Annotated in this window: 13 protein-coding genes; 11 read left to right on the top strand and 2 right to left on the bottom strand. The window is 69.4% G+C overall.

The annotated features are described in order from the left end of the window. Positions 1 to 2 precede the first annotated feature (2 nt). Positions 3 to 656, top strand: coding sequence for a cyclase family protein (locus tag FLV34_RS26160; RefSeq protein ID WP_147944348.1), 654 nt, complete (start codon positions 3 to 5; stop codon positions 654 to 656). A gap of 245 nt (positions 657 to 901) precedes the next feature. Next, on the top strand, positions 902 to 2509 hold the full coding sequence (locus FLV34_RS26155) for an ABC-F family ATP-binding cassette domain-containing protein (RefSeq protein WP_147944347.1): 1608 nt from the start codon (positions 902 to 904) through the stop codon (positions 2507 to 2509). Positions 2510 to 2546: 37 nt separating this feature from the next. On the opposite strand, the gene FLV34_RS26150 is transcribed toward FLV34_RS26155, so the two are convergent. Next, a complete protein-coding gene (locus FLV34_RS26150) occupies positions 2547 to 3038 on the bottom strand; it encodes an Lrp/AsnC family transcriptional regulator (protein WP_030511698.1) in 492 nt (163 codons plus the stop codon). A 228-nt stretch (positions 3039 to 3266) separates the two neighbouring features. On the opposite strand from FLV34_RS26150, the gene FLV34_RS26145 reads away from it, so the two are divergent. The 9 genes from FLV34_RS26145 to FLV34_RS26105 all read left to right on the top strand — a co-directional run bounded on the left by FLV34_RS26145 (position 3267) and on the right by FLV34_RS26105 (position 11847). After that, positions 3267 to 4700: a gamma-aminobutyraldehyde dehydrogenase gene (locus FLV34_RS26145; RefSeq protein ID WP_142650492.1), complete on the top strand. Its 1434-nt coding sequence runs from the start codon at positions 3267 to 3269 to the stop codon at positions 4698 to 4700. A gap of 51 nt (positions 4701 to 4751) precedes the next feature. Next, positions 4752 to 5900 carry an ABC transporter ATP-binding protein gene (locus FLV34_RS26140; RefSeq protein WP_147944346.1) on the top strand — a complete coding sequence of 383 codons (1149 nt, stop codon included), beginning with the start codon at positions 4752 to 4754 and terminating at the stop codon, positions 5898 to 5900. Between the two features lie 144 nt (positions 5901 to 6044). Next, entirely contained in the window at positions 6045 to 7301 is a 1257-nt protein-coding gene (locus tag FLV34_RS26135) for a spermidine/putrescine ABC transporter substrate-binding protein (protein WP_205830818.1), read from the top strand. Beyond that, positions 7298 to 8161, top strand: coding sequence for an ABC transporter permease (locus FLV34_RS26130; protein ID WP_142650494.1), 864 nt, complete (start codon positions 7298 to 7300; stop codon positions 8159 to 8161). The genes FLV34_RS26135 and FLV34_RS26130 overlap by 4 nt, the downstream gene beginning before the upstream one ends. Then, on the top strand, positions 8158 to 8949 hold the full coding sequence (locus FLV34_RS26125; protein ID WP_142650495.1) for an ABC transporter permease: 792 nt from the start codon (positions 8158 to 8160) through the stop codon (positions 8947 to 8949). The genes FLV34_RS26130 and FLV34_RS26125 overlap by 4 nt, the downstream gene beginning before the upstream one ends. A gap of 13 nt (positions 8950 to 8962) precedes the next feature. Next, complete coding sequence (locus tag FLV34_RS26120) at positions 8963 to 10357, top strand: FAD-binding oxidoreductase (RefSeq protein WP_142650496.1); 1395 nt, start codon at positions 8963 to 8965, stop codon at positions 10355 to 10357. Positions 10358 to 10538: 181 nt separating this feature from the next. Then, positions 10539 to 11150 carry an SDR family oxidoreductase gene (locus tag FLV34_RS26115; protein WP_261985912.1) on the top strand — a complete coding sequence of 204 codons (612 nt, stop codon included), beginning with the start codon at positions 10539 to 10541 and terminating at the stop codon, positions 11148 to 11150. Positions 11151 to 11203: 53 nt separating this feature from the next. After that, entirely contained in the window at positions 11204 to 11455 is a 252-nt protein-coding gene (locus FLV34_RS26110; RefSeq protein ID WP_142650497.1) for a hypothetical protein, read from the top strand. Next, the gene (locus FLV34_RS26105) at positions 11455 to 11847 is read left to right on the top strand and encodes a type II toxin-antitoxin system VapC family toxin (RefSeq protein ID WP_142650498.1); all 393 of its coding nucleotides are present in this window, start codon (positions 11455 to 11457) and stop codon (positions 11845 to 11847) included. Before FLV34_RS26110 ends, FLV34_RS26105 begins: the two co-directional genes overlap by 1 nt. 61 nt (positions 11848 to 11908) lie before the next feature. Here the strand turns inward: FLV34_RS26105 and FLV34_RS26100 are convergent, their stop codons facing one another. Further along, positions 11909 to 12250: a hypothetical protein gene (locus FLV34_RS26100; protein WP_147944344.1), complete on the bottom strand. Its 342-nt coding sequence runs from the start codon at positions 12248 to 12250 to the stop codon at positions 11909 to 11911.

Genomic DNA, 12250 nt, shown 5'->3' with positions numbered 1-12250 from the left:
CCGTGATCGTCGACCTGTCGGTGCCCGTCGTGAGCGGCATGCCCGTCTACCCCGGCGACCCGGAGGTGGAGATCGCGCCCGCCCTCACGGTGGCGGCCGAGGGCGTCAACGTCCTCGGCCTGCACCTGGGGTCGCAGTCGGGCACGCACGTGGACGCGCCGTTCCACATCGACGACGCGCTGCCCACGCTCGACGACCTGCCGCTGGAACGCTTCCTCGGACCGGCGGTGGTCCTCGACGCCCGGGGCCTGCCGCCGCGCGCGCCCGTCACCCCGGCGATGCTCGCCGCGGTGACCGGGCGGCTGGCCCCGGGGACCGTCCTGCTGGTCGCGACCGGCTGGGACGAGCACTGGGGAACCCCGGAATACCTGACCCACCCCTACCTGGACGCGGAGACCGCCCGCCTGATCGTCGCCGCGGGCGTGCGCACCGTCGGCGTCGACGCGCTCAGCGTCGATCCCACCCCGGCTCCCGCCGATCTGCCGGCGCACCGCGTGCTGTGCGGCGCGCACGCCGTCATCGCGGAGAACCTGCGGGGTCTCGGCCCGCTGCTGGACGCCCAGGCCGCCGGTCGCCCGATCGAGGTCTCGCTGTTCCCGCTGCGCCTGGCCGGGGCCGACGGCGCTCCCGTCCGCGCCGTCGCCCGGATCGGCTGACCCCCGCGTACGCCGTGGGTTGACGGATGGCGGCATCGGGCTGCTATCGTGTCCGGCGCTCGTGACCCCAGGCTAGGAGACCAGACGTGGCAGGTGAGGACGACATCTCCGGGTGATACCGGAGATCGAGCGGCCCCGGCAGGCGCGCATGACCGCCGCCGATGTGGCCCTCGTTGTCGTTCTCTGATCCCTGTCCCCTTGCCGGGCGGCTCCGGTGCGCCCGGATCACGTACGAGGTCTCTCGCATGTCCGATGCGTTCATCATCTGTTCCGGCCTGTCCTTTTCCTGGCCTGACGACACGCCCGTCTTCGACGACCTGTCCTTCACCGTGGGCGGTGGCCGTACGGGCCTGGTCGCTCCCAACGGCGCGGGCAAGAGCACGCTGCTCAAGCTGATCGCCGGTGAGCACCGGCCTCGCGGCGGGAGCGTGTCCGTCAGCGGCGTGCTCGGTTATCTGCCGCAGAGCCTGCCTCTCACCGGCGACCTGGCCGTGGCCGAGGTGCTCGGCATCGCCCCGGTGATCGCCGCGCTCGACGCCATCGAGTCGGGCGACGCCGCCGAGGAGCACTTCACCACGATCGGCAACGACTGGGACATCGAGGAACGCACCCGTGCCCAGCTCGACCGGCTGGGGCTCGGCGACCTCGCGTTCGACCGCATCCTGCGTACGCTGAGCGGCGGCCAGGTCGTCTCGCTCGGCCTGGCCGCCCAGCTTCTCAAGCGGCCCGACGTCCTGCTGCTGGACGAGCCGACGAACAACCTCGACCTCGGTGCGCGCCGCAGGCTCTACGACGTGCTCGGCGACTGGAACGGCTGCCTGCTGGTGGTCAGCCACGACCGGGCCCTGCTCGACCGCATGGACCGCATCGCCGAGCTCGACCGGGGAGAGATCCGCTTCTACGGCGGCGGTTTCACCGCCTACGAGGCGGCCGTACGCGCGGAGCAGGAGGCCGCCGAACGGACCGTGCGCAGCGCCGAGCAGGAGCTCAAGCGCGAGAAGCGGGAGATGCAGCAGGCGCGTGAGCGGGCCGAGCGCCGCGCGGGCAACGCCGCCCGCAACCTCAAGAACGCCGGGCTGGCGCGGATCTTCGCCGGGAACATGAAGCGGGGCGCCCAGGAGTCGGCCGGGCGGGCCGGCCAGATGCACGCCGCCCGCGTGAGCGACGCCAAGGCCAGGCTCGACGAGGCGGGCCGGGCGCTGCGCGACGACCAGAAGATCGCGCTGGAGCTGCCGGGGACCAACGTGCCCGCCGGGCGGACGGTCTTCCTCGGCGAGGGCCTGCAGGTCCGTGGCCTGTTCGCCGAGCCGGGCATCGACCTGGCGATCCGCGGCCCCGAGCGCATCGCGCTGACCGGCGCCAACGGCGCGGGCAAGTCCACCCTGCTGCGCGTGATCGGCGGCGAGCTGGAGCCGGACGCCGGCACGACCAGGCGGGCCGACGGCCGGGTCGCCTACCTGTCGCAGCGGCTCGACCTGCTCGACGTGGATCGCACCGTGGCGGAGAACCTGGCGGCGTTCGCCCCCGGCATGCCGGAGGCGGAGCGGATGAACCTGCTCGCCCGCTTCCTGTTCCGCGGCGTGCGGGCGCACCTGCCGGTGGGCGTGCTGTCGGGCGGCGAACGGCTGCGCGCCACGCTGGCCTGCGTGCTGTGCGCCGAACCGGCGCCTCAGCTCCTGCTGCTCGACGAGCCCACCAACAACCTCGACCTGGTCAGCGTGGGGCAGCTGGAGAGCGCGCTCGGCGCGTACGAGGGGGCGTTCGTGGTGGTCAGCCACGACGAGCGGTTCCTCGCGGAGGTCGGGGTGGACCGGTGGCTGGAGCTGTCCGACGGCCGACTGCTGGAGACCTGAGCCCCCCGGCCCCGCCGGGCCGGGGCGGGGACGGTCGTCAGTGGGTGCCCCAGGAGTAGGTCTGCTTGTGCAGCTTGAGGTAGACGAAGGTCTCTGTCGCCCGCACGCTGGAGATCGCCCGGATCTTTCCGAGGATCTCCAGCAGGTGGGTGTCGCCCTCGCAGACGACCTCGACCATGATGTCGACCGACCCGGCCGTGAGCACCACGTAGTCGATCTCGGGGATCTGCGACAGCTCGTCGGCCACCTGCTCCAGGTCGCCCTCGCACTTGATGCCGATCATGGCCTGGCGGGGGAAGCCCAGGGTGAGCGGGTCGGTGACGGCGACGATCTGCATGACGCCGAGGTCGAGCAGGCGCTGCACGCGCTGGCGCACCGCGGCCTCCGACAGCCCCACCGCCTTGCCGATGGCGGCGTACGGCTTTCGCCCGTCCATCTGAAGCTGCTCGATGATCTGCTTGGAGATCTCGTCGAGCACCACCGGCCCACCCTTCGCGGCAGCCGCGCGAGCCTTTGGCGGAGTCGTCATCCTCGGGGGGTGTCCTCTCTTGGCGGGCTTCGGCTTCGATCGCCGTAGCGACCTGGTGTTACAGCATCATTTTTGACATGTTGCGATCGTGGTCTGACATGTTGTCAGCTCCGTCGCTCACGTCAAGCGATTTCGTAGCAATTTGGTATCTTAGCGACGAAATCCCTTGTCGTTGGCTCTTTCCTCTGCCAGAGTCGCGACAACTCAGCCACCACCAGGAGGTCACCGGTGACCACCCGTCTCCAGAACTTCGTGAACGGGAAGTTCGTCGACGCCGCCAGCGGCCGTTTCTCCGACGTCGTAGACCCTACGACGGGGGAGGCATACGCCCAGGCACCGGTGTCGGGCCAGGAGGACGTCGACGCCGCGTACGCCGCCGCGACGGCCGCCTTCGAGACGTGGGGCCAGACGACCCCGGGCGAGCGCGCGGCGCTGCTGCTGAAGGTCGCCGACGCGATCGAGGCCCGCGCTGACGAGATCAACGAGGCCGAGTGCCGCAACACCGGCAAGCCCCGCGCCCGCATGGCCGAGGACGAGACCCCGATCGCCGCTGACCACTTCCGGTTCTTCGCCGGTGCGGCCCGCACCCTTGAGGGCCCGACCGCCGGTGAGTTCCTCGCCGACCACACCTCGGTGATCCGGCACGAGCCTATCGGTGTCATCGGTCAGGTCACGCCGTGGAACTACCCGATGATGATGGCGGTCTGGAAGATCGCCCCCGCTCTCGCGGCCGGCAACACGGTCGTGCTCAAGCCGTCCGACACCACGCCGGTCTCCACGCTGAAGCTGGCCGAGATCCTCGGCGACGTCCTGCCCGCCGGGGTTTTCAACGTCGTGACCGGCGACCGGGAGACCGGTGCGCTGGTGGTCGGCCACCCGGCCGCGAGCATGGTCGCGATCACCGGTTCGGTCGGCGCGGGCATGTCGGTCGCCAGGACCGCCGCCGACGACGTCAAGCGCGTCCACCTGGAGCTGGGCGGCAAGGCCCCGGTCGTGATCTTCGAGGACGTCAAGGACATCAAGGCCGTCGCCGAGGCGGTCGCCGGGGCGGGCCTCTACAACGCCGGCCAGGACTGCACCGCCGCCTGCCGCGTGCTCGTGCAGGAGAGCATCCACGACGAGTTCGCCGCGGCGCTGGCCGAGGCCGCGGCCGCCACCAAGCTGGGCGGCCTCGAGGTCGAGGACGCCTACTTCGGCCCGCTGAACAACGCCAACCAGCTCGCCCGGGTCGAGGGCTTCTTCCAGCGCCTCCCCGAGCACGCGAAGGTCCTCACCGGCGGCACCCGGGTCGGCGACAAGGGCTTCTTCTTCGCCCCGACCGTCGTGGACGGGCTGAAGCAGGACGACGAGATGGTCCAGGACGAGATCTTCGGCCCCGTCATGACCATCCAGACCTTCACCGACGAGGCGGACGCGCTGGCCAAGGCCAACGGCGTCCGTTACGGCCTGTCCGGCTCGGTGTGGACCACCGACCACGGCCGCGCGATGCGGATGTCCAAGCGACTCGACTTCGGCGTCGTCTGGGTCAACACCCACATCCCGTTCGTGTCCGAGATGCCGCACGGCGGCTTCAAGCACTCGGGCTACGGCAAGGACCTGTCCGTCTTCGGCCTGCACGACTACACCCGCGTCAAGCACGTCATGCACTACATCGGCGAATAGGCGCCATCGGCCGCGGCCGGACGCCTATCGAAAAAGAGGGATAAGCCTGGAATGACAGAGATCCAGGCGGGCTCGGGGGCGGCCGTCGCGGCTGCCCCCGTATCAGGAGACGTGCCCGCCATCGAACTCGACCACGTGGTCAAGGAGTACGTCTCGCACGGCGAGGTCGTACGGGCGGTCAAGGGCGTGAGCCTCGCCATTGCGGAGGGGGAGTTCTTCTCCCTCCTCGGCCCCTCGGGCTGCGGCAAGACCACCAGCATGCGCATGATCGCCGGGTTCGAGGACCCCACCCAGGGGATCGTCAGGCTCCACGGGGAGGACGTCACGAACGTCCCGCCCAACAAGCGCGACATCAACATGGTGTTCCAGTCCTACGCGCTGTTCCCGCACATGAACGTCTGGGACAACGTCGCGTTCGGGCTCAAGCGCAAGAAGGTCCCCGACGCGGAGATCAAGCGCCGCGTCGGCGAGATCCTGGAGGTCGTCGACCTGGTCGGCCGCGAGAAGCGCCGGCCGAAGGAGATGTCGGGAGGCCAGCAGCAGCGCGCCGCGCTCGCCCGGGCCCTGGTCAACCGGCCCCGCGCGCTCCTGCTCGACGAGCCGCTCGGCGCGCTCGACCTCAAGCTCCGCCAGGCCATGCAGATCGAGCTCAAGCGCATCCAGCGCGAGGTCGGCATCACGTTCGTCTACGTGACGCACGACCAGAGCGAGGCGCTGACGATGAGCGACCGCATCGCGGTCATGAACGACGGCCTCGTGGAGCAGCTCGCGGACCCCCGCGAGATCTACGAGCGGCCCGCCAGCAAGTTCGTGGCGGGATTCATCGGCACCTCCAACCTGCTGAGCGGCACCGTCCAGCAGATCACCGGCGACACCGCCGTGCTCGCGCTCGGCGCGAGCGACCGCATCCTCGTCCCCGCCGACGGCGCGCTCGCGCCCGGCGCCACAGTCGACCTCACGGTCCGGCCCGAGAAGATCAAGATCGCCAGGGACCGGCCGGAGGGCGACCTCAGCGTGGTGCGGGGGACCGTCTCCGAAGTCGTCTACCTCGGCACCTACAACAGCTACGTCGTGGCGCTCGGCGACGGCGCCGAGATCACGGTGTTCGAGCAGAACGCCCACGACAGCACGATCACCGCCGAACGCGGCGACACCGTCTGGCTCTCCTGGCAGCCCTGGCACTCCTACGCGCTGCGGTAGATTCCCCCACCGGTTTCACCCTTCGAACCCCGCCACGAATCCCGAATCCCCGGCATCCCGAATCCCCGGCATCCCGAGTCCCCGGTTATCCCGAACCCCCCGGTACAGCGAACCCGGTAGAGCGAACCCGGAGCACGAACTCCTATGAACGACCCATACAGGCAGGACCCCGCCCTCCTCCGCGGCATGACCCAGCGCCGGCTCGGCAGGCGCGACGCCTTCCGGCTCGCGGGCCTGTCGGCCGCCGGGCTCGCTCTCGCCGCCTGCGGCGTGCAGGGCAAGGGCACGGCCAGGCCGTCCTCCTCCGCCCAGGCCCAGTCAGAGGTGGAGAAGTTCTGGTCGGGCAAGACGAAGAACGGCCACGTGGACTTCGCCAACTGGCCGCTCTACATGGACCCCAAGCAGCCCGAGCTCAAGCAGTTCACCCAGCAGACCGGCATCACGGTGAACTACAAAGAGGTCATCCTGGAGATGCCGAGCTGGTTCGCCAAGATCCAGCCGCAGCTCGCCGCCGGGCAGTCGATCGACTACGACCTCATGGTCGTCACGAACGGCCTGCACTTCCAGCGGCTCGTCGAGCTCGGCTACCTGGCCCCGCTCGACCACACCAAGCTGCCGAACTTCGCGGCCAACGTCGCGCCGGAGTACAGGAACGAGTCGTTCGACCCCGGCAATGTCTACAGCATCCCGTGGGCCTCCGGCATCACCGGCATCGCGTACAACCCGAAGTACGTCGACACCCCGCCGACCATGGCCGACCTGTGGAACCCCAAATACAAGGGCAAGGTCGGCATGATGTCCGACTCCCAGGAGATCGCCAACTTCGGCCTCTTCGCGATCGGCGTGGACCCCGACAAGTCCACCGAGGCCGACTGGCAGAAGGCCGCGGCCAAGCTCCAGGAGCAGCGCGACGCCGGCATCGTGCGCAAGTACTACGACCAGGCGTACACCGACCCGCTCGCCAAGGGCGACATCTGGCTCACGATGGCCTGGTCGGGCGACGTCTTCCAGAAGAACGTCTCCGACGGCACGGACCTCAAGTTCGTGGTCCCGCAGGAGGGCGGCACCATCTGGACCGACAACATGACGATCCCGAAGACCGCGACCAACCCGGTCGACGCGATCATGCTGATGGACTTCTTCTACGACGTGAACGTCGCGGCGCACCTCGCCGAGTACATCAACTACGTGACGCCGGTCCCGGCCGCCAAGGACGTCATCGCCGCCGACGCCGCCAAGGCCACGGGCGACGACAAGAAGCTCCTCGAACAGGTGGCGAGCAGCCCGCTGGTGTTCCCGAGCGAGCAGGACACCGCCAGGCTCCGCAGCTACGTGAACGGCAAGACGCCGGAGGAGCAGAAGAAGTTCGAGTCCATCTTCCAGGCGATCACGACGTCATGAGCAGGCTCCGGGCTTCGCTGACGCCATACCTGCTGCTGTTCCCCGGCACGCTCTGGCTGGCGATCTTCTTCGTCATCCCGACGGTCGTCATGCTGTCGCTGTCGCTGCAGTCGGGCGACGTCGTCAACGGCTACGCGTTCACCTTCAACTGGCACAGCTACGTCGACGGGATCAGCACCTACCACGACCAGATCGTCAGGTCCCTGGTGTACGGCGTGATCTCGACGGTGATCCAGATCGTCATCGGGTTCCCCGTGGCGTACTGGATCGCCTTCAAGGGCGGCACCCGCAAGTCGGTCTACCTGTTCCTCCTGCTGCTGCCCTTCCTGGTGTCGTTCGTGCTGCGCACCATCTCGTGGCAGTTCTTCCTGTCCGACAACGGCATGCTGCTCGGGCCGCTGAAGTCGCTGGGCCTGGTGCCGCAGGACTTCCACATCCTCGCCACGAGCGCGGCGGTGATCGGCGGCCTGGCCTACAACTTCCTGCCGTTCATGATCCTGCCGATGTACGTGGCGCTGGAGCGGATCGACCCGCGCGTCCTGGAGGCCGCGCAGGACCTCTACGCCAGCAAGACGCAGACCTTCCTGCGGGTGGTGCTGCCGCTGTCGCTGCCGGGCGTGTTCGCCGGCGTGCTGATGACGTTCGTCCCGGCCACGTCGGACTACGTCAACGCCTCGGTGCTCGGCGGCACCAGCAACACGATGATCGGCAACGTCATCCAGAACCAGTTCCTGATCAACCAGGACTATCCGACCGCCTCGGCGCTGTCGTTCACGCTGATGGCCCTGCTGCTCGTGGGCATCTTCGCGTACGCCAAGGCGCTCGGCACCGAAGACGTGCTGGAGGTGGCGGCGCGATGAAGCGTGGCCTGCTGCGGGGCCGCGGCCTGCAGATCTACACCTGGCTGGTGATCGCCTGGCTCGTGCTGCCGATCGCCGTGATGATCCTGTTCGGCTTCAACGACACCAAGGGCCGCTACAACACGGCCTGGCAGGGCTTCACGTTCAAGTGGTACGGCAAGCTGTTCGAGATCGGCGACCTCACCCAGGCGCTGGTGAACTCGCTGCTCATCGCCGTGCTGACGATGCTGATCGCCGGGGTGCTCGGGTCGCTGATCGGGCTGGCGCTCGGCCGCTACCGCTTCCGCGGCTCCGGGGCGATGAACCTCGTGATGTTCGCGGCGATCTCCTGCGCCGAGATCGTGATGGGCGCGTCGCTGCTGTCGCTGTTCGTCACGCTCGCCGTGCCGCTCGGCTTCTGGACGATCCTGATCTCGCACGTCATGTTCTCGATCTCGTTCGTGGCCGTGACCGTGCGGGCACGGGTGATGACGCTCGACTCCTCCCTTGAGGAGGCCGCCCGCGACCTCGGCGCGGGACCGTGGACGACGTTCCGGCTGGTCACCCTGCCGATGATCTTTCCGGGCGTGCTGGCGGGCTCGATGCTGGCCTTCGCGCTGTCGATCGACGACTTCGTCATCACCAACTTCAACTCCGGCGGCACCATGACGTTCCCGCTGTGGATCTGGGGGGCCACCCGCGTGGGCCTGCCACCGCAGGTGAACGTCATGGGGACGCTGATCTTCGCGGCCGGTGTGCTGATCGCCGTGGTCAACGCCCTCCTGGCCCGCCGCCGCGCCAACGCGTGAGGATGTGGGATTCGTGGTTCCGTCGAAGGCGCTCGCCGACGCGGAGCGCAAGCCGTACTGGCTGGACCGGCCGATCGCGCCCGAGCCGCTGCCCCCGCTGACGGGAGACGTCACGGCCGACCTGGCGGTGGTCGGCGGCGGGTTCACCGGCCTGTGGACCGCGCTGATGGCCAAGGAGCGCGACCCCTCGCTCGACGTGGTCCTCCTGGAGGGCCGCGCGGTCGGGTGGGCCGCCTCCGGCCGCAACGGCGGGTTCTGCGCCGCCAGCCTGACCCACGGTCTCGGCAACGGGCAGGACCGCTGGCCCACGGAGATCGCGACGCTGGAACGGCTCGGCCGGGAGAACCTCGACGAGATCGAGGCGACCCTCGCCCGTTATGGCGTCGACTGCTCCTTCGAACGGACCGGGGAGCTGCGGGTCGCCACCGAGGAGTGGCAGCTCGCCGGGCTCGACGAGGAGGTGAGCGGGGCGGCCTCGCTCGGCGTCCGGCTGGAGCGGCTCGACCGCGAGCAGGTGCGGGCCGAGGTGGACTCCCCGACATACCTCGGCGGCGTGTGGGACCGCGAAGGCGTCGCCATGGTCGACCCGGCGCGGATGGCATGGGGGCTGCGCGACGTCTGCGTGCGGCTCGGCGTGCGCGTCTTCGAACACACGCCGGTGCGCGCCGTGCACGACGACGGCGTCACGCTCGAACTGGAGACGCCGAAGGGGCGGGTCAGGGCCGGGCGGGTGGCGCTCGGCACCGGCGCCTTCCCACCGCTGCTGCGCCGGCTCAGGCACTTCCTCGTGCCGGTGTACGACTACGCGCTGATGACCGAGCCGGTGCCGGACGACCTGCTGGCGGCGATCGGCTGGCGGCACCGCCAGGGCATCGGCGACTCGGCCAACCAGTTCCATTACTACCGGCTGACCGACGACAACCGGATCCTGTGGGGCGGCTACGACGCCGTCTATCACAACGGCGGCCTGGTCAAGCCGGAGTACGACCAGCGCGACGCCACCTTCGAGAAGCTCGCCACGCACTTCTTCGAGACGTTCCCGCAGCTCCACGGCCTGCGCTTCACGCACAGGTGGGGCGGGGTCATCGACACCTGCAGCCGGTTCAGCGCCTTCTTCGGCACCGCGTACGGCTCACGCCTCGCCTACGCCGCCGGATACACGGGCCTCGGCGTGGGGGCCACCCGCTTCGGGGCCAACGTCATGCTCGACCTGCTGCAGGGCAGGGTGACCGAGCGGACGGACCTGCAGATGGTGCGGCACAAGCCGGTGCCCTTCCCGCCGGAGCCGGTGCGGTCGGGCGTCATCCAGCTCACCCGCTGGGCCATCGCCCGGGCCGACGAGCACGAGGGCCGCCGCAACGCCTGGCTGCGCACCCTCGACGCCTTCGGTCTCGGCTTCGACTCCTAGGTTCTCGTACCTTTCGGCGTGGACGACGACTGGGGAGCCGCCCGGGCCGTCCCCGAGATCATCGTGCCTTTCGCGCACAGGTAGCCTGCCGGCGCAGAAGACACGGATCGAGGAGTTCCGAGATGACCACAGAAGCCGGGCCCCCGCTCCTGGCCGTGGCGCGGCCGCCGCATCCCGCCCGATCGCGCTCGTGACCGGTGTCGGCCGGACCGTGGGCATCGGCGCGGCGATCGCCCGTGAGCTGGCCGCGTCCGGCTGGGACATCGCGTTCACCTACTGGACGCCGTACGACGAGCGCATGACCTGGGGCGCCGAGCGCGGCGCGGCAGACGAGATCGGCAGCTCACTCGCCGCGCGGGGCGCGGCGTTCGCGGCGATCGAGGCGGACCTCGCCGACGTGCGTGCGCCGGCGCGGATCTTCGACGAGGCGGAGCGCCTGCTCGGAGGCGTCACCGCGCTGGTGATGAGTCACTGCGAGTCGGTCGACTCCGGCCTGCTCGACACCACCATAGAGAGCTTCGACCGGCACTTCGCGGTGAACGCGCGTGCCGTCTGGCTGCTGATCCGTGAGTACGGCCGGTGGTTCCGCGGCGTGCACGCCAACGTCGTCAACCCGGGGCCCGTGGACACCGGGTGGATGTCGGATGAGGTGCGGGCGAGATGCCTCGCGCAGACACCCCTGGGCCGGCTCGGCATGCCGCAGGACACCGCGCACCTGGTGAGCTTCCTGTGTTCCCGGCAGGGGCAGTGGATCAACGGTCAGTTGCTCAAGAGCAACGGCGGATTCTCCTGAGCCACCCGTCGCGAGCCACCTGCAGCACTACTACCAGAGGTAGCATGCAGGGTATGAGCGGTAGTAAGAAATACTCCGTGAGCCTGCCTGAGGAGCTCGCCGAGGCGATCCGTGCCCAGGTCGGACCGGGCGGTTTCTCCGCCTATGTCGCCGAAGCCCTCGAGCACCGGATGGCCATGGACAAGCTGCGCGAGATCGTGGCCGACTTCGAGACCGACAACGATCCGCTGACGCGAGAGGAGATCGACGCGGCGCGTGCCCTCCTGCGTCACGACCACAGGGCCAAGGGCGGGGCGGCCGCCTGATGCCGGGCACGCTCGTCCTGGACAGTGAGGGCCTGTCACGGCTCTACCGCAAGGACCGCAGCGTGCTGGCGCTTCTCGCGGCTGCGGAGGAGGAGGGCGTACGTGTCGTGACCACGGTGATGACCACGCTCGAGGCCGACGACGAACGGGTGCATCCGGCACGGGTCCGATGGGTTCTGTCGCGTATCGACGTCCTCGACGTCACCCGGGAGGTGGGAGCCGAGGCGGCGGCGCTGCTGCGTACCCACCGCCTTCGCGGTCACAGGTACGCGATCGACGCCGTCCTGGCCGCGAGCGCGCGTGTCGCGGCCCGTCCGGTCACGGTCCTGACCTCCGATCCCGCGGATCTCACGCCACTCTGCGGCGACCACGTCGAGATCGTCAAGATCTAGGTGCACCGCCACGATGTCGGTCATCACCGCGGACACACCGCATGAAGCCCCGGTTCGACGTTCAGACGAGGGGATGAATCTCGCGCTGAGGGAGCTCGAACCACTCCGGGTCCAGATGAGCACCGCTGTCCATGGTGACGAGCGCCAGAGCGCTCGCGCGCGACGCGATCGTGAACGGGTCAGGCAGCAGGTGCACCAGGTGGTCGAGAGCGTGCGGGTCCGGTCCGTGCACCTCACGCGGGTCGAGATTGTGCATCCACAGCCGGATGTGCCCATCGGCCGCGTAGAGCATCCATGCGCGCCCGACCGGCCTGTCCGGCCGTTGGACCACCGTCCAGTTCAGCCCCATGTCCAGCCACTGCGCCACGCTGAGCAAGCGCCGGTAGTGCTCGACCAGGTCCAT

The sequence above is a fragment of the Microbispora sp. CSR-4 genome (assembly GCF_008033685.1).
Taxonomy (GTDB): Bacteria; Actinomycetota; Actinomycetes; order Streptosporangiales; family Streptosporangiaceae; genus Microbispora.
The sequence above is the reverse complement of the archived record's forward strand: the minus strand, read 5'-3'. Positions and strand labels throughout refer to the sequence as shown.